The organism is Paeniglutamicibacter sulfureus (assembly GCF_030512175.1).
In the GTDB taxonomy this organism is placed as follows: domain Bacteria; phylum Actinomycetota; class Actinomycetes; order Actinomycetales; family Micrococcaceae; genus Paeniglutamicibacter; species Paeniglutamicibacter sulfureus.
Genome location: NZ_JAULBL010000002.1, coordinates 3,001,483 through 3,018,191 on the forward strand (window position 1 = coordinate 3,001,483; position 16,709 = coordinate 3,018,191).

The 16,709-nt window shown below is 63.5% G+C and carries 20 protein-coding genes; 10 read left to right on the forward strand and 10 right to left on the reverse strand.

The genetic code is table 11. The features are described from left to right. Positions 1–35 precede the first annotated feature (35 nt). Positions 36–863, forward strand: coding sequence for a thioesterase family protein (locus Q2T94_RS20310; protein WP_302266352.1), 828 nt, complete (start codon positions 36–38; stop codon positions 861–863). Here Q2T94_RS20310 and Q2T94_RS20315 read toward each other — a convergent pair. Together Q2T94_RS20315 and Q2T94_RS20320 are read right to left on the reverse strand one after the other, a co-directional pair. Next, on the reverse strand, positions 835–1,443 hold the full coding sequence (locus tag Q2T94_RS20315; RefSeq protein ID WP_302266354.1) for a hypothetical protein: 609 nt from the start codon (positions 1,441–1,443) through the stop codon (positions 835–837). The genes Q2T94_RS20310 and Q2T94_RS20315 overlap by 29 nt on opposite strands. Positions 1,444–1,546: 103 nt before the next feature. Beyond that, positions 1,547–2,158, reverse strand: a complete 612-nt coding sequence (locus tag Q2T94_RS20320; protein ID WP_302266356.1) for a uridine kinase family protein — start codon at positions 2,156–2,158, stop codon at positions 1,547–1,549. A gap of 37 nt (positions 2,159–2,195) precedes the next feature. Between Q2T94_RS20320 and Q2T94_RS20325 the strand changes: the two genes are divergently transcribed. Beyond that, positions 2,196–2,933: a lipoate--protein ligase family protein gene (locus tag Q2T94_RS20325; protein WP_302266357.1), complete on the forward strand. Its 738-nt coding sequence runs from the start codon at positions 2,196–2,198 to the stop codon at positions 2,931–2,933. 9 nt (positions 2,934–2,942) lie between these two features. Here the strand turns inward: Q2T94_RS20325 and Q2T94_RS20330 are convergent, their stop codons facing one another. After that, positions 2,943–3,230 carry a hypothetical protein gene (locus tag Q2T94_RS20330; RefSeq protein ID WP_302266358.1) on the reverse strand — a complete coding sequence of 96 codons (288 nt, stop codon included), beginning with the start codon at positions 3,228–3,230 and terminating at the stop codon, positions 2,943–2,945. A 285-nt stretch (positions 3,231–3,515) separates the two neighbouring features. Here Q2T94_RS20330 and Q2T94_RS20335 point away from each other — a divergent pair, with 285 nt between their 5' ends. Further along, positions 3,516–4,637, forward strand: coding sequence for a zinc-binding dehydrogenase (locus Q2T94_RS20335; protein WP_302266359.1), 1,122 nt, complete (start codon positions 3,516–3,518; stop codon positions 4,635–4,637). Positions 4,638–4,959: 322 nt separating this feature from the next. Here Q2T94_RS20335 and Q2T94_RS20340 read toward each other — a convergent pair whose 3' ends face one another. From Q2T94_RS20340 to Q2T94_RS20355, 4 genes are all read right to left on the reverse strand, one after another. Next, complete coding sequence (locus Q2T94_RS20340) at positions 4,960–5,484, reverse strand: hypothetical protein (protein WP_302266360.1); 525 nt, start codon at positions 5,482–5,484, stop codon at positions 4,960–4,962. 253 nt (positions 5,485–5,737) lie between these two features. After that, positions 5,738–6,367 carry an MBL fold metallo-hydrolase gene (locus Q2T94_RS20345; protein WP_302266361.1) on the reverse strand — a complete coding sequence of 210 codons (630 nt, stop codon included), beginning with the start codon at positions 6,365–6,367 and terminating at the stop codon, positions 5,738–5,740. Continuing rightward, the gene (locus Q2T94_RS20350) at positions 6,367–7,452 is read right to left on the reverse strand and encodes an S-(hydroxymethyl)mycothiol dehydrogenase (protein WP_302266362.1); all 1,086 of its coding nucleotides are present in this window, start codon (positions 7,450–7,452) and stop codon (positions 6,367–6,369) included. Before Q2T94_RS20350 ends, Q2T94_RS20345 begins: the two co-directional genes overlap by 1 nt. Positions 7,453–7,567: 115 nt before the next feature. Next, complete coding sequence (locus tag Q2T94_RS20355) at positions 7,568–7,840, reverse strand: glutaredoxin domain-containing protein (protein WP_264269023.1); 273 nt, start codon at positions 7,838–7,840, stop codon at positions 7,568–7,570. A gap of 35 nt (positions 7,841–7,875) precedes the next feature. On the opposite strand from Q2T94_RS20355, the gene Q2T94_RS20360 reads away from it, so the two are divergent. Next, complete coding sequence (locus tag Q2T94_RS20360) at positions 7,876–8,631, forward strand: SOS response-associated peptidase (protein ID WP_302266363.1); 756 nt, start codon at positions 7,876–7,878, stop codon at positions 8,629–8,631. Here the strand turns inward: Q2T94_RS20360 and Q2T94_RS20365 are convergent. Next, positions 8,628–10,058 (reverse strand): exodeoxyribonuclease VII large subunit, encoded by a 1,431-nt coding sequence (locus Q2T94_RS20365; RefSeq protein ID WP_302266364.1) that lies wholly within the window; start codon positions 10,056–10,058, stop codon positions 8,628–8,630. The two genes, Q2T94_RS20360 and Q2T94_RS20365, sit on opposite strands and share 4 nt — an antisense overlap. Before the next feature lie 724 nt (positions 10,059–10,782). Further along, positions 10,783–11,601 (reverse strand): helix-turn-helix transcriptional regulator, encoded by an 819-nt coding sequence (locus Q2T94_RS20370; protein WP_302266365.1) that lies wholly within the window; start codon positions 11,599–11,601, stop codon positions 10,783–10,785. A 284-nt stretch (positions 11,602–11,885) separates the two neighbouring features. Between Q2T94_RS20370 and Q2T94_RS20375 the strand changes: the two genes are divergently transcribed. From Q2T94_RS20375 to Q2T94_RS20395, 5 genes are all read left to right on the forward strand, one after another. After that, on the forward strand, positions 11,886–12,455 hold the full coding sequence (locus tag Q2T94_RS20375) for a DapH/DapD/GlmU-related protein (protein ID WP_302266366.1): 570 nt from the start codon (positions 11,886–11,888) through the stop codon (positions 12,453–12,455). A gap of 61 nt (positions 12,456–12,516) precedes the next feature. Continuing rightward, positions 12,517–12,930, forward strand: a complete 414-nt coding sequence (locus Q2T94_RS20380) for a helix-turn-helix domain-containing protein (protein WP_302266367.1) — start codon at positions 12,517–12,519, stop codon at positions 12,928–12,930. Between the two features lie 176 nt (positions 12,931–13,106). Continuing rightward, positions 13,107–13,508: a VOC family protein gene (locus Q2T94_RS20385; protein ID WP_264269017.1), complete on the forward strand. Its 402-nt coding sequence runs from the start codon at positions 13,107–13,109 to the stop codon at positions 13,506–13,508. Between the two features lie 433 nt (positions 13,509–13,941). After that, complete coding sequence (locus Q2T94_RS20390) at positions 13,942–14,352, forward strand: hypothetical protein (protein ID WP_302266368.1); 411 nt, start codon at positions 13,942–13,944, stop codon at positions 14,350–14,352. A 203-nt stretch (positions 14,353–14,555) separates the two neighbouring features. After that, the gene (locus Q2T94_RS20395; protein ID WP_302266369.1) at positions 14,556–14,960 is read left to right on the forward strand and encodes a hypothetical protein; all 405 of its coding nucleotides are present in this window, start codon (positions 14,556–14,558) and stop codon (positions 14,958–14,960) included. A gap of 11 nt (positions 14,961–14,971) precedes the next feature. On the opposite strand, the gene Q2T94_RS20400 is transcribed toward Q2T94_RS20395, so the two are convergent. Next, positions 14,972–16,024: an LLM class flavin-dependent oxidoreductase gene (locus tag Q2T94_RS20400; RefSeq protein ID WP_302266474.1), complete on the reverse strand. Its 1,053-nt coding sequence runs from the start codon at positions 16,022–16,024 to the stop codon at positions 14,972–14,974. Between the two features lie 90 nt (positions 16,025–16,114). On the opposite strand from Q2T94_RS20400, the gene Q2T94_RS20405 reads away from it, so the two are divergent. Beyond that, positions 16,115–16,621, forward strand: a complete 507-nt coding sequence (locus Q2T94_RS20405) for a hypothetical protein (protein ID WP_302266370.1) — start codon at positions 16,115–16,117, stop codon at positions 16,619–16,621. Positions 16,622–16,709: the final 88 nt, after the last annotated feature.

Sequence of the window (16,709 nt, forward strand, 5' to 3'; positions counted from 1 at the left end):
GCAGGGTTGCCACGGGAACAAGGGACGAGAGACGCATGACGCAAACGGCGGCCGAACAGAATCTTCCGGAACTCGCGGTGGGGGATTTCTACTACCTTCCCACCGGCGTGGGCACCTACCGATCCACGGTGCACGCCCAGGGCGCCTGGAACCCGCACGAGCAGCACATGGCACCGGCCACCGGGGTGCTGGTGCACGCCCTGGAGCTTTTCGCCCCGCGGCCAGAGATGCGCATGGCCCGGGTGTCCCTGGACATCCACGGCATCATCCACGGCGGGGAATTCGAAATCGCCACGCGGATGATCCGCCCCGGCCGCACCATCGAACTCATCGAGGCGGAAATGGTGTCGCAGGGGCGCACCTGCATCGTCGCCCGCGGCTGGCGCCTGAGAACCCTGGACAGCTCCGCGGTGGCCGCCACCGAGGACGCCGGCGTCATCCACCCCGAGGATCTTGCGACCTTTGAGGGCATGTCGCCCTGGCCCGGCGGGTACATCGAGGGCCTGGAATTCCGCGGCGCCGACGGCCACCGCCCGGGCAAGGGGGTCGTGTGGATGCGCAACAACTTCGAAATGGTGGCAGGCACGCACACCTCCGACCTGGTCAGGCTCCTGGGCATGGTGGACACCGCCAACGGCGTGGCCCCGCGGGTGGAGCCGGGGCCCGAGTCCTGGATGTTCCCGAATGTGGACCTGCAGATCCACATGCACCGCGGGCCCGCGGGGCAGTGGCTCGGCATCGAGGCCCAGCAGACCTACGGAACCGACGGCATCGGGCTAACCAGCGCGGTGCTGCACGATGTGCATGGACCGTTCGGGCGCAGCGAGCAGATCCTCACGGTGCGTCCGGCCCCGGCGGGATAGCCCCGGGAACCATTCGGCCGGAGGAGCCCGCGAGGGACTGCTCGGCCCTGGTGAATGCCGATTCGAGTTCGATCACTGCCCGCCGGTAGTCAATCCCGACTCCATCGGCCGCGCCGTTGGGTTGGCGGCCGCGCAGGCGTTCGGCCTGCGCCAGGGCCTTGGCCAATGCCGCAGTCTCCGGGACCTCGACATCGTTCATCCCCGGGCTTGCCATGGCCGCGGCCGGGTCCAGTTCGTAGCGGCTCCACTGCCTGAGAACCTGGTCATGCCGCGACTCGAAGGCCGAGTGCTCGGCAAGCAGCCGGGAACCGGTCTGCACGGCCGTCCGCTGCATGGCTTGGTGCACCAGGAAGCGGAGGGTGGCAAGGCAGGTGCCGCAGGCTGCAGCCAACACCGCCACGCCGGCCAAGGGGTTCACCAGCGCGGCACCCAGTGACAACGGTGCCAGCACGCAGAAACCGCAGAAGCCGTACCAAAACCGGGCGTCGGGATCCTGTTCCAGTGATGGGCCGGAAACCATGAGCCAAGCCGTGGCCATGCCCAAGAGCATGGCCAGCAAGCCAAGTATCGGGGACAACACGCTCCACCTCCGGGTCCGGGGCCCGATGCCGCAAAAATCCGGCCCTCATGCTCCATTCCAACCCGTTCCGAAACGGAGGTCAAGGGATGATCGAAGAACCTGCTCAGGAGGTGATGGAGGCCAGTGTTTCCTTGAGCGCCTTTTTCTTCACGGGTTCAAAACCGGCGGCCAAGTGCCTGGCCCGGATGTCCCGATCGGCACGGAACAGCGCGTAGCCGCGCTTGAGCAGGAACGGCAGCGGCTTGCGCCGCTCCCGCACATCGCGCACGAGCCGTCGGATCGCGGTGCCCAGGGCCGAGACCTCGATGTAGTAAGCCCGCACCGGAACCCCCAGACGCTGCAGCGGGGCCAGGATCTCGGAAACGAAGATGCCCTCGGCGACCAGCGGACCGCCGTTGAGCTCGATCCGGCGCATCGAGTCGTAGCTGGAGGTGCTGATCGAATAGTTCGGGACCTCTGTTGCGCCGCTTTCGAGCAAGTCCACCAGGGCGTCAACGGCCAGGGCGCAGTTCCACGTTCCGGCGTGGTCCCAGTCGATTTCACCGTAGCCGGTCAGCGGCAGCGGGGTCTCGGGGGTGTGCTCGGAGATCTCGCGGTAGAAGTTGTCGAGTTCCACATGGGGTCGGCCGAAGCGGTGGGCTAGGTAGGACTTTCCGGATCCGGAGGCCCCTCCCAGCAAGATCAGGGGGGAAAGTTGTTTCGGCACGACATCCATTATTCACTGCCGCGCATCCGGACCTAGAATCGTGCCCATGAGTCTTTGGAATCCCAATGCCGACCACCCGCTGCACGTGCGGATCGAGGATGCCTCGGGGGACCCGGAGGCCGATCTGGGGGCCGGCATCGAGCTGCTGGGCGCGGTGCGCAATGGGGAGGCGCCGGCGACGCTGCGCATCTACCGGCCCGGTCCGACCCTGGCTTTCGGACAACGCGACGTGCGCCTTGAGGGCTATGCGCTTGCGGTGGCACGGTCGCTGGAACACGGCTTTGCCCCGGTGGTGCGCAAGGCCGGGGGACGGGCGGCGGCCTACCACCGCGGCACGGTGATCGTCGACCACGTGGAACCCGCCGCGGAGGCCATGATGGGCCACCAGCACCGCTTCAAGGCGTTGGGCGCGCTCTATGCCGACGCCCTGCGCCGCGGAGGCATCGATGCAAGGGTGGGGGAGATCTCCGGGGAGTACTGCGCCGGGGAATTCAGCGTCCACGGAATGCCGGGGACGGCCGCCCGGACGCGGAACGCGGTGAAGCTGGTGGGCACCGCGCAACGCGTGGTGTCCGGGGCGTGGCTGTTTTCCAGCGTGTTCGTGATCGAGGATTCGGCGCCCATTCGCGCGCTGCTGGACGACGTCTACCGGGCCATGGGCATCCCGATGGATCCGGCCACGGTAGGCGCCGCCGATGACCTGCTGCCCGGCTACACGACCGAGGCGTTCATCGACGACCTGCTGGCCGAATACGCACTGCATGTGGAGCTGGCCGGGGCGTAGTCCCGGGACTCAGCGAGATCGCCTGCCCATGGCCAGGCCGGCCCAAAATGCGGCGGCGCAGGCGGCCAGGGCGACAAGCAGCCAGCCGGTGATTTGCTGCGGGCCGAGAAATACCATGCCCGGGGCGAAGGCGCCTTCGCTCAGGGGTGCGTAGGCGAACCAGCCGAATTCGGCCACCTGCCCGCTGCCCGCGACCAGAGTCGCGATGCCCGCCACCAATGCGAGTAGGGCAATGGTTCCGGCGAGCGCCGCCGGTTTGCGCCAAGGATGCTTCCGGGGGTGACTGGGATCGTCCATGGGACGAGTATGCCACGTGGTAATCCTGAATGTGGTGGCAGGACGCCGGTTTACGGGGGTTCCTTCCGTTGCCGGGCAACCGTGGGGGCGTGCCGCGGCACGCACACGCCCTGTGCAGGGGTGTGCATTGCGCGGAGCGCCGGAGCGGGCAATACTCGTCCCTATTGCACCGCGCTTTGCCCGATCCCCGGAGGTACCTGTCATGGCCCAAGAGCCGGCACCCGCCCATTGTCCGCCGCGGCCCGCCCCGGACACCCCCGCCGTTGAGTGCGGCTGGAACGCCTGATGCGCGCCGCGATCCTGCGCGAGCTGCCGGGGGACGGCTCCGGGGGCTATGCCGAAAGCCGGCCGCTGGCCATCGAGGAACTTGCCACACCCGGGCCGCGGGCCGGGGAGGTCGGCGTGGACATCATCTACTCCTCGCTGTGCCACTCGGACCTCTCGGTCATTAACGGGTCCCGGCCCCGACCGCTGCCCATGGCCCTGGGCCACGAGGCGGTCGGACGCATCGCCTCCCTGTGCCCGGGAGTGGACCACCTCGACGTCGGCACCAAGGTCGTGCTGGTTTTCGTGCCCGGCTGCGGCACCTGCCGTGCCTGTGCCGCCGGGCGCCCCGCCTTGTGCCACCGGGCAGCGGTGAGCAACACCGCCGGGGACCTGCTGCACGGAGAGGCGCTGTTGCGCGGGCCCGGCGGCGAGCGGATCAACCACCACCTGGGCGTCTCCGCCTTTGCGGACCACGCGGTGGTGGCCGTTGAATCCGTGGTGCCAGTGCCGGAGGATGTCCCCGACGAGGTGGCGGCCATGTTCGGTTGCGCGGTGCTCACTGGCATCGGGGCCATCAGGCACACCGCGCGGCTTGAAGCGGGCCAGTCGGTGATTGTTTACGGGCTGGGCGCCGTGGGGCTGGCTGCGATCATGGGCGCGGTGCTGGTCGGTGCGGGAAGCATCATTGCCATCGACCCGAACACGGCCAAGCATGACTTGGCGCTTGCCGCCGGGGCCACCGCCGTGGGGACACCGGAACAGGCCCGGGCACTCGTTTCCGCGGCCACAGGGGACGGGGTCGACGTGGCGATCGAGGCGTCGGGCTCGGCCCGGGTGATCGGCGAGGCTCTTCAGGTGCTGACCCGCGGCGGGGCGGTCATCTGTGTGGGGCTTCCTCATCCGGAGGCCGAGCTCACGGTGCCGGCGCTGACGTTCGCCGGGGCGGGCAAGCGCCTGTTGGGTTCCTACATGGGCGATGCCAAGCCAGCCGAGGACATTGCCTACTTTGTCAAAGCGTGGCGCGAAGGCAGGCTCCCGGTGGAATTGCTACACAGCGACACCCGACCGTTGGAGGAAATCAACCAAGCCCTGGACGCACTGGCCGAGGGCCGGGTTATCCGCCGCCTGCTCAAGCCCTGAACGGGTCGTGCGCCGCCTTAGGCCCGGGGTCGGAGGCGGCTGCGCTGGCCAACCGGGAATCTGCGGTACCGGCCGGCGTCTTGTTCAGCGACACGCCATGGCGGGCTGGGTGACAGGCATGGTTCCGGTTTAGTTGCTGTCGCCCAACTCTCCACCTCGGCCTGAACGGCCGTGGATGACTTTCCCGAAGGACAAGTCGCGGAGCGGACGCGGCGGATGCCCAACAGCTGGTCGACCAAGGTGGTCAGCAGTCAAGCGCGGTAAGCATTAGAGGGTTCCAGCCGGTATCCTGGACCAGGTTGCGGGCCTTTGCCGTCAATGCTCAGAAATCACCACCCGGATACACTCCTCCAGGCAAGGTGAAGCATGCAGAGCCAGATGCAATACGAATTGCATTCGGGTCATCCCTGACGATGATGTAGGACGCTGCGGTGTGTGGAGAGCGTAGCTGCACCCGATAATTTCCAGTAATGCTGAGATCTGTTTCGATGGTGAAGCGGCTGTCCTGGTACTGCGCTTCAATCGCCTTGACGAGAGCCTCTGGTTCTGTCCCCTTGCTCAGAGTGACGGTTGTCGCCCCATTCCAATTATGTTGTGTCTCGCTGCAGCTGAATAAAGTACCGGTTTTCCCCTGGTCGATCTTCACCACTTTGTCTTCGGGAATCAGCCGGGCGATCTCCAGTTCCAGGTCTTGTGTCTGGGCCTTGGCCTCCTGCCACGTCAACCCGTTCCCCACAGGTGCGCCCTCTTTCGTTGTCGTCGATTTGGACGGTTCACCAAACTGATCACTGGGTGCGCACCCAGTGATACCAACCAGCACCAGCACCGCACCGACGGTCAGTCGCAACGGATTCATTTCTTCACCAGCTTTTCCATCTCCCTGAGTACTTTCTTATTGCCTTGGCGGTTAGAAGCGATAAGCGTGTGATTGTCCAACGAGTCGCCTTCGCCGAAAGGCCTCGTGTAGCAATGGCTCGCAAAAGCCTCATGGGGTACTTGGTACTTTAGCGTGGGCGAGGCGTCGCTACGGCACCGGTTAAAGGTCTGTGGGAGCCACGCACACACGCGACTCCCACAGGAAACAACAGATCAAACCCGACTTAGTTCCCGCGCTTGATCCATTCGTCCAGGTTCGGTGCCTCGGCGCCGATGGTGGTGGCATCCCCGTGTCCGGTGTTCACCACGGTGGTTGCCGGCAGGGCGAGCAGGCGTTCGCGGATCGAGTCGATGATCGTTTCGAAGCTCGAGTAGCTGCGCCCGGTGGCACCCGGTCCGCCGTTGAACAGCGTGTCGCCGGAGAACAGTGTTCCCAGCGACTCGGCGTAGAAGCAGGTCGATCCGGGGGAATGCCCGGGGGTGTGCAGCGCCACCAGGGTGGTCCCGGCAACCTCGAAGGTGTCCCCGTCATTGATCTCATGATCCGCGGTGGTGCCTGGGAAAATCGCTTCCCAAAGCATCGTGTCGGCAGGGTTCAGGTGGATCGGTGCCTCGACCAGGTCGGCGAACGCACGGGCATAGCGGATGTGGTCGTCGTGCCCGTGGGTCAGCAACACGGCCTTGACCGCGCGGTTGCCGACGGCCTGCTTGATCTTGGACGGCTCGTGGGCGGGGTCGATGACGAAGACCTCGTTCTCGTCCCCGATGATCCACACGTTGTTGTCCACGTCCCAGGTTCCCCCGTCCAGGGAGAAGGTACCGGAGGTGACCAGGTTTTCAATCTGCGCGCTCATTAGAGTTCCACCACCGAACGCAGGACCTTGCCCTCGTGCATCTTGGTGAAGGCTGCCTCGACGTCGTCCAGCCCGATGCGCTCGGTGACAAACGCGTCCAGGTCCAGGCGGCCGAGTTTGTACTGTTCGACCAGCATCGGGAAGTCGCGGGACGGCAGGCAGTCGCCGTACCAGGAGGACTTCAGCGATCCGCCGTGGCCAAAGACATCCAGCAGCGGCAGTTCCAGCTTCATCTCCGGGTTCGGCACACCCACCAGTACCACGCGGCCGGCGAGGTCGCGGGCGTAGAACGCCTGCTTGTAGGTTTCCGGGCGGCCCACCGCGTCGATGACCACGTCGGCGCCGAAGCCGCCGGTGACGGCCTTGATGCCCTCGACGGCGTCATTGGTCTTGGAGTTCACGGTGTGCGTGGCTCCCATGTTCTTGGCCATGGCGAGCTTGTCGTCATCCAGGTCCACCGCGACGATGGTGGTGGCGCCGGCCAGCTTGGCTCCGGCGATCGCGGCAATGCCGACGCCGCCGCAGCCGATGACCGCCACTGACTCGCCGCGCTTGACCTCGCCGGTGTTCATGGCGGCCCCGATGCCAGCCATGACGCCGCAGCCCAGCAGGCCCACGGCGGCGGCGTCGACGTCCTCGTCGACCTTGGTGCACTGGCCCGCGGCGACCAGGGTCTTCTGGGCGAAGGACCCGATGCCCAGGGCCGGCGAGAGCTCGGTGCCGTCCTCCAGGGTCATCTTCTGGGTGGCGTTGGCGGTGTTGAAGCAGTACTGAGGGGTGCCCTTGGCACACGCGCGGCACTGGCCGCAGACGGCCCGCCAGTTCAGGATGACGCGATCGCCCACCGCGACGTTGGTGACGTTCTCACCGATCTGGCTGACCACCGCGGTGGATTCGTGGCCCAGCAGGTACGGGTAGTCGTTGCCGATCCCGCCGAGCTTGTAGTGCAAGTCGGTGTGGCAAACACCGGCGGTCAGTACGTCGACGACGACCTCTCCGGGCCCCGGGTCGGGAACGATGATGGTCACCGTCTCAACGGGAGCATCCTTGGCGCGGACGATAACGGCCTGGACTTTTTGTGACATGTCACTCCAATTCTTGCGGACGGTCGCGCGCATGCGCGACAAAAGAATGCTTAACGCGGAAGGGGTGCCTCCTGCCTTTCGGCAAGTGGCACCCCTCCATCCAAGCACAGCCCGACTAGACGCGCTCGAGCACTTCCTCTATCCGCGGATTTGTTGCGGCAGTTCCGTCGGGGAAAATCAAGGTCGGCACGGTCTGGTTGCCGCCGTTGAAGGCCTCCACCAGCTCGGCGGTCCCCTCAACTTCCTCGATATTTACCTCGGTGTAGCCGATGCCCTTGGCATCCATGAGGCGCTTGAGGTTCCGGCAGTAGCCGCACCACGAGGTGGTGAACATCGTGACGGCGCCGGCTTCCGGAATGTACGGGGCAAGTTTTTCATTTTCGCTCATACCCCACGTAACCGAGGACGTGAGAGTCTTATTCCATGTGCGGACGATTTGTGATGGCCAAGGCAATTGGCGACCTTGTGGCCGAAGCGGAAGCCGAGGCGGATGCGAACCTGGAACTGCGGCAATCCTGGAACGTGGCCCCGACCACCGACGTGCCGATCGTGCTCGAGCGGCTCGTCGAGGGGGCGGTGCGCCGGCAGGTGCATGTGGCCAAGTGGGGTCTGGTGCCGGGGTGGGCGAAGGACCCCTCCGTGGGAGTGCGCGCCTTCAATGCCCGCAGCGAGACCGTGGTCGAGAAACCGACCTTCCGGTCCGCGGTGGCCTTCAGGCGTTGCGCGGTGCCGGCCGAGGGCTATTACGAATGGCTGGCCGGGGACAGCCCCAAGGCCAAGAAGCGCCCGTTCTATGTGCATCCTGCCGACGACTCGCTGATCTTCTTTGCCGGGCTCTATGAATGGTGGAAGGACCCGTCCAAGGACGACGGGGACCCCGAGCGGTGGCTGCTCTCCACCACGATCCTCACCGCTCCCTCCCCGGAAGCGGACTCGGAGTTGCCGGTCCTGCAGGAATTGCATGGTCTGCACGACAGGTTGCCCATCCCGCTGGCCAAGGATTCGCTGGCCGAATGGCTGGACCCGGAAAACAACAACGCCGTCGAGCTGGTGGAGATGGTGCGCGCCGGGGCCGCGACGGTGGCCTCGAGCTGGGAGCTGCGCGAGGTCGATCCGGCGGTGGGCAACGTGCGCAACGACGGCCCCGAGCTCATCGAGGCGCACTCGGGACTTTTCTAGACTTCAGCTTCCGTGGTGACCGGCGGGTGACGCTGAAGTTTTCGCAGACGGTGGACGGTGCGGACCGTCTTGATCTCGGACATCCACTCCGACTCCGTAAGCGGGACGCGCAGCGGCTTTGCTGCAGGCCACTTGATCCTCTCTCGCGTGATATCGAGCCTCCAAGTGATGATCCAAGCCACCACGATTGCCGTACACCGGGTTATCAGGACAGCTGGAAACGTCGGTTCCACTCCAAAAAAGTCCAGAAGTCCGCTTGCCCCAAAGAAAACGGCAACAGCCAAGCCCACAGTGAGACCAGTGGCAAGCCGCGAATATCCCCGGACCCGTCGCCGCGCCATCTCCAGAAGATCCTGTTTGTAACGGCCATCAAGCGTTGCGGCTTCGCTACGCAAGGTAAGGCACTTGTTGTTGGTTGAATCCAGTTCCGTTCGTGCGTCGGCAAGCTGCTTCGTGATTTCTTGAAGGTGGGCCAGGGAACTTGCTGCCTTTTGCTCAGCCTTGGCTTTCAATTCATGACTGAATTGCATATCGTGCGACTTGGATATTGCTGAAGCTGCCGCACTCGGTGCCACGAATGATGCCCGCGCCACCCGATCTGCCAGGAAGACATCGTCCTTGTGGCCAATGGCCGTAATAATGGGAACTTCGGAGGCGGCAATCAGTTCAGCGACAATTTCATCGTCAAACACCTGCAGCTCGGACCAATGTCCTCCTCCGCGCAGCAGAACGATCATTCCATAACGGTGTTCATGAGCTGAATGGATCAGCGAGCGCAAACGGTCCGGTGCCTTGTCCGTGCTCCACGTTATCGCTTGGTATGTGATTTTTGAGCGCTGGGAGTGGTGGCGCACCAGTTGGCGTTTGAAATCATTTGTCCCACGGGCGTTCTCGGGAGCAATGACCATTACCCGTTCAAGATTGGCATGCGGGACGGGAACTCCGGAGGTCGAATCGATATGGACCAGATCGTGCTCGAGGTGAAGACGAGGATGGCCGGGATAGCGGTCCCTGAATCGTGTAAGCAGTTCCATCTGGTCGCGGTGGAACTGGCCGTTGCGTATTGAGGGTGAACTGATTTCGAGAGTTCGCAGTTGGAGGCGGTTGTTCCACATCCGGGTTTCGCCTCGTACTGTCAAGCTCATTCCGTCGGTCAACACCTTCTCGAGGGATGAACCGCCTTCGGTGAAGCCTTTGTCAATGCGTTTTTGTCCGTCAGGCCATATTCGACATGGAAGGAAGTGGACTCTCCCGGTGACTGCATCCTTGGTGACCAGATCGAAATTCCAGGAGGAGTCCGGCCACTGTCGTGCATCCTTGCATTCTCCGGTGATCGAGTAAACCCTCCCCATAATCGAATCTTGAATGAACTTGCTGAGGTCTCCCGCGGATATTGTTTCGGGCGGAAAATCAAGTGGATTGTTCATGTCCGGGCCCTCTCGCCGGTGGCTGCTGACGGATGCTGCGAGTGTATGGCCGAGGCTACCGAAGAGGGTGGACAGATAGCAGATTCGGCACTGCCAGGGGCCAAAGGATGGAACCGAAATGCGTAGCGGCATTGCAAGTCGATGCCGACCTGCAGGCATGTCATGCCCCACGGCTCAACCGAAGCGGAGGCACCCAGGGGAACATGAAATTGCCATGCGATATCACCTGTCGGACGGAAGTCAGCGAACGGCGGCCACGGTCACCAGGGCGCCGCAGCTTTGCACCCCGCCGACCGGGGGTAACGCCCCGGCCGCCGGCGTGACGACGTCCGGGCCTGCTACGCACCACTGCGTATGGCACACACCGGAAACGTGGTGAACACTGGGACGTGTCGGCGCGAAAGGAACGCGCCACCAAACTCGGAGGAATCGGGCATGGAAATCAAGACTTGGGGGATCCGTGCCGCTTCGGCCGTCGGAGCCGTTGCACTGCTGTCGGTGCTGGCGGCCCCGACGGCGCCGGCCCACGAAAGTTTCAAGGAGAGGTAGTCGTATTTGGCCTATGCGAAGCAGCTGCAAGAGGGGGCGGTGGATCGCGCTGGATGATCTGGCGAACCGCTTCTTCATCCCGGGGGGTCGCCCCGAACTGCGTGGGCAAGGTAGATCTCGTCGCCTCCCTAAAACCGTGGATGGAAGAGGAAGGCATTTCGCACGTGCCCGTGATCTACAACAACTCCAACATCTCCCCGGCATGGCCGCCGGGAAAACCATAGGCACCGTCGGGCTGCTGGGGGAGCAACCCGCATTCCTGGGCGCGGAGGACCGCCGACAGACGGTCCACCGCGCCCAGCTTTCTATATAGGTTCTCTTGGTGCTTGTGGATCGTGCGCGGTGATACACAGAGACGGGCAGCGATGCCATTTGCCGTGCGCCCCTGGGCAACCAGGGCCAGAACCAGCTGTTCGCGCGCGGTCAGCGGGTGCTCTGGTGCGGACACCGGGGCGGTCAACAACGACTCGAGCATGCGGATGTGTGCATCCAGGCCGCGAACAATCGGCTGGATGGACCGGGCAGACTCTTGGTCGCGCTCAAGGTAGGCGCCGTCGCTGACAAATCCGTAGGTAGCGGATTCCGGCCCGACGGTGGCCAGCGGCAGTGAGAGCTGATGGATGCTGAGACCTAGCCGGTCGATCATGGACGCTGCGAAATCGGAGACCGGCCAGCCTCGCTCCGCTGCCTGGCGAAGCGTCACCGGCATGGGGTCGCCGGTGACGTTGTGGTAGGCGAACACCGGGTGGTCACTACCGGCCCGCTCCACCGCCAACGGCCAGTCCGAGGTGTCAAGCGCCGCGTACTGGCCGAAGATGGACGGCCCGCCGATTCCGCCGTTCATGGCCAACGGGGCACGGACCGCCGCGAAGGCACGGAACGAATCCAGCAGAGCCTCGTGCAATTGTTGACGGGCAATCCCCGGGTCGCTTTCCTGCAGGATCCCGGCGGCAGTATCGAGCCATCGGTCCCGCAACCGGTCGGAGCTCTCCATGCAGGCTTTCCTTTCCCCCAGTAAGCCGCGACGGAAGTACACGTTGGTGCTAGGTTACGCCCCTGTGCGCCCGGACGGGAGAGCCGGCGGGGAGCAGACGAGATGGACCGGGGAAACGATGGGGACCATGGGAAGTGGAGGGGGCCGGACTTGAAGACACGCACTGCGCCGCAAGGCACCGCCAGTGCGCTTCGCGGTTATTGTTCAAGAGTGCCTATGTCTTGGTAAGCCAGCAGTTGAATTGGTGTTTGCAACCTTTGCCGGCACCCGAATGAAGGGACATCATGGAACTCAAGGACCTCCTGAAGGAATTGGATGCGGGCCGCACGATCACAGGGGACTCGCCGTTGCACGTACTGATGCACCGGGTCAGCCAGGAAGCGCTGCACATAACCGGTGAGCTCAACAGCGGCTACCGGGAGCCGGACCGCGTTCGGGAGCTGCTGGCGCAGCTGACCGGAAGGCCGGTTGACGAATCCGTGACGCTCTTTCCGCCCTTCAACGCCGACTTCGGGAAAAACATCACCCTCGGAAAGCGGATCTTCATCAATGCCGGCTGCAAGTTCCAGGACCAGGGCGGGGTGAGCATCGGGGATGACACCCTCATCGGGCACAACGTGGTCATCGCGACGCTGAACCACGACCTTGCACCGAGCCGACGCGCGGACATGCATCCTGCGCCCGTGGCCATCGGCCGCAACGTGTGGATCGGATCCAACGCGACCATCCTGCCGGGGGTGCACATCGGGGATGATGCCGTCGTGGCCGCAGCCTCGGTCGTCACCAAGGACGTGCCAGCAGGAGCCGTTGTGGTGGGTTCCCCCGCACGGGTGGTGCGCTCGGTCACCGAGTAGGACCGCCCGGCTTCGGCGCGGTCGCCATGCCGTGCCGGGGTGCGCTGATAATCTCGATCGCATGAAGCAGTACGAGCTCGAGGTGCTCACCGCACTGCGCCGCGCCAAGGACATGATCGACCGCGACTACGCGAAGCCCCTTGACGTCCCCACCATGGCGGCCAGGGCCATGATGTCCCCGGCGCACTTCTCCCGGCAGTTCAAGTCCGCCTACGGGCAGAGCCCCTACGCCTACCTGATGACCCGGCGCATCGAGCGTTCCATGGCGTTGCTCAGGTCCGGGATGAGCGTCACCGACGCCTGCATGGAGGTGGGGTGTACCTCCCTGGGATCCTTCAGCACCAGCTTCACCCAGATCACGGGCGAAAGTCCCAGTGGATACCGGAACCGGGAACATACCGCGGTGGAAGCCATGCCTGCCTGCATTGCCAAATCCGTGACCCGTCCCAAGAGCACCAGGGTCCAACGGTACTAGCAGCTTTCATCCCCCTTCCGGCGCCGGATGCTCGCGGATGGCCGCATGGACCGGCGCTCGCCGAGGGACACCGTGACCGGCCGCGCCCGGTAGGCAGCGGGGAGTCCTAAGCCATTCTTCGATATCGAGCAGGATCCAAGAAGCGCACCCGGGGGCTTGGTGCCTATCGTGGAGCCATGGATATTTCACTGCAATACTCACACATCACCGTCAACGACGTCGACGAAGCGATCCCGTTCTACCGCGACGGGCTGGGCCTGAAGGTGGAGAACGACGTGGCCTCGGGCGAGCACCGCTGGGTCACCCTGGCCTCGGACACCCAGCCGGGGCTCGGAATCGTGCTCTCGGACCCGCACGCGGGGCGATCGGAAGCCGACGGGGACACCATGCAGGAGCTGCTCACCAAGGGTGTGCTGCCGATGACTGTCTTCAGCACCAGCGACCTTGACGCGCTCTTCGAGCAGGTTCGCGCCACCGGGGCAGAGGTCCTCCAGGAACCCATTGACCAGCCGTGGGGCCCGAAGGACTGTGCGTTCAGGGACCCCTCGGGCAACATGATCCGCCTTTCCCAGCGCTAGGCACGCTCCGTCTGAGAACCGCAACGGGCAGGGGCATCGTCGTGCTGACGATGCCCCTGCCCGTTGCCGTGGCCTGTGTGCCTACCGGATCGGCGGGTACGGCCCGATGGGTTCGGGTTCGGTCGGCGGATAGGGGGGTTCCGGCGCTGGCGGATGTGGAACGGGGCCCGGGTCCGGCGGCGGCTCGTTCGGCGGACCCGGTGGAACGCCGTCGGGTTCGGCCGGTTTGACCGGGGGCTCGGGAGGCTGTGGGATTGTCATGGTCACTCACTTTCTTCCGATAGTGGAGGCAAGGCCAGTGTATGGCGAGCGCCGGTGCCGGCGTAACCCCCCGCGTTATTGAGTGCCGCAGAAGCCGGCCCCTGCAGCGGAACTGCTGGTGCGACGGCTTTTCCTTGCTGGAGCCAAGGATGCTCGTTGGTACGATTGCACGATGAGAATCCAGCCGATTGATCTCGTGGATGTCCTCGTCTACCTCGTGGTTCTGGGCGCGTTCACCCAGCTGTTCCCAGAGGTGATTTCCGAATCTTTTCTCCTCGCCCTTTTGACCGCGATCCTCCTCAAAGCCGTTCTTGAAATCGTGCTGGGGGTGAAGAGCAAAGTCATCGAAAGAATTCGCAGCGCGAAGAATATTGCGGCACGTGTCGTCAGCGTATGCACGCTTTTGCTCGTGCTTCCAGGTAGCAAATTCTTGGTGCTTGAACTCGTTGCGCTGCTCTTCGGCGATTCGGTGAGCCTCGGCGGGTTCTTCCAGGTGACGGCGTTGATTATCGTCCTCATGCTCGCCCGAGGTGGCGTGCGGCGAGTTTTCAAGCAGACTGACACCGTGCCAGATCAATCCTGAACAGAGCGATCTGGCACGGTGTCAGAATCGTGGTGGGGGTTTCGGCGAGGTATCCCTTGCAGTTGGAGCAGGGATCGTCGCAAGAGCCTAGTGCTCTAAAAAAGAGGGCCAGAGAGAATCAAACTAGTGCCGCGCTGAATGATCGTTAGCCGCATGTCGCGTTCGAAGTTATAGTGAGCGGCATGCACAGGTTCATTGCGCGAGTGATCTCACTTTTTGCCCTCGTAATTGCGTCGATGCTTCTTGTGGCCGGCTGCTCACCTGTGGAGACCGCCTGCCCAGCGATTGGATATTCCAGTACGTTGAGTATTCAACTCATTGGCGACTCAAGTCAGGTATCCGAAATAACCGTTTGTGGTGGATCGAACTGCGTGGGTGAAGAAGCGCTTCAAGAGTCGATGCGGTCTGGCTACGCCGTGCAGGCTCAGCAAGACCAAGATACTTGGACCGCAACTTTGTTCTTCCCCGAAGAGCCTCTAACTCTTCTTGCCACTGACTCGACCGGTGAGGTGCTGTTCGAAACACAAATCCATCCGGAGTGGGTGCGAACTGGCGGATCTGAGGAGTGTGGCGGGCCGATGAGCGCCAAGGTTGCAATGGAACTGTAGGGTGCCAGCGCTTAGATCGTGTCTCCCTGCACAGGGCCTTCTGTGTTCGGCTTCCACCCGAGCGATGGCGCGACGTGCTCTGCGAAGGACTGCAGTACGTGCAGGTTGTATTCGACACCCAGCTGGTTCGGGATGGTCAGCATCAGGGTGTCGGCCGACATCACCGCGTCGTCGGCGCGCAGCTGTTCGATGAGCTTGTCCGGGGTTGCCGCGTAGGTTTTTCCGAAGGTGCTTTGCAGCCCGTCAATCATGCCGATCTGGTCGCCGCTTTCACGTGAACGCATGCCGAAGTAGAGCTCGTCCTGCTCATTCATGATGGGGAAGACGCTGCGGCTCACGCTTACCCTGGGTGCGCCGGTGTGCCCGGCCTCCTTGTAGGCCTCACGGAAGCGATCGATCTGCTCGCGCTGCAACACGTGAAAGGGCTGGCCGGTTGCCTCGGTGAGCAGGGTCGAGCTCATCAGGTTCAGACCCTGGCGACCAACCTGCTGGGCGCTCTCGCGTGAGGCTGCACCCCACCAAATGCGGTCGCGCAGCGTCGGCGAGAAGGGTTCAATCGTGAGCCGTTGGTTTGGGCCGACCATCTGGGGATCACCCTCGACGAGCCCGTCGCCATCGAGTGCTTGCAGAAAGTACTCGAATTTGTCGCGCGCGATGTCGGCGCCTCGAGGATCCTCGGATCCCGTGTACCCAAATGCCTCGTAGCCGCGTAATGCAGTCTCGGGGGATCCTCGGCTAATGCCGATCGCAATTCGCTTGTCGGCGATGTAATCGAGTGCCGCGAGCTCCTCGGCTAGGTAGAGAGGATTTTCGTAACGCATGTCGATCACGCCGGTGCCGACCTCGATGCGCTTCGTGCGAGCAGTCATGGCGGTGAGCAGCGGCACGGGAGAGGCTGCCTGCTTCGCGAAGTGGTGCACGCGCACGTAGGCGCCGTTTACGCCGATTTCGTCCGCAGCTTGAGCGAGGTCGATGGTCTGGTGCAACATGTCGCCGGCGGTGCGCGTGTTGCTGCCGCGGACGTTGCCGTAGTGACCGAAGGAGAGGAATCCGAAAGCTCGCATGCTTGGTGCAACATACATGCGTATGCATCTATTCCCGGTGATATCTTTGACCGAATTCATTGGTGACCAAGGAAGCGCGCGTACCAACATATGACCACTTACGCATCACTTAACCCCTACTGGCGGCAGTACTTTGCCCAACATGAAGCGCAGGGGCTCAGCCTCGAAGAGGTGCTGGGCGATATCAACCAACTGAATCTGAAGGAACCGGGTGAGATTGATCTCGCTCTTTGCCTACAGATGCCCAAACTGCGCTTCATCAGAATCTGGGCACCGGGACCGGTCGTTGGGATCGAGAATATTCCGTTGATTCCGCAGCTGCGCGAGCTCATCATCGGGTCTGACTCTTTCACGCAGGAGCACTTGCCGCTCATCGCAGCGAGCCCACTACTGAACAACCTCGTCATCATCCAGATTCCGTTTGATGATCTTGACGCGTTGAATGATTCGCCGAGGATCAAGAGCCTGTCGCTGGTCGGTGTGACGGCCCTTGCGCCTGAGGCAATCGCGCGCCTGACCAAGATCACCACGCTGAGAATCTCTAAGCCCGGATCCGCCGATGGTCTGGGTGGGTTCGGCCTGAGTCATCGGATATGAGCAGGGCCCCACTTTCGGCATGACTGACTGCCGGGCCTTGATGCCCGCAGTGTTCCACGCTGAGAATGATTGCGCCGATGTTCGGCTG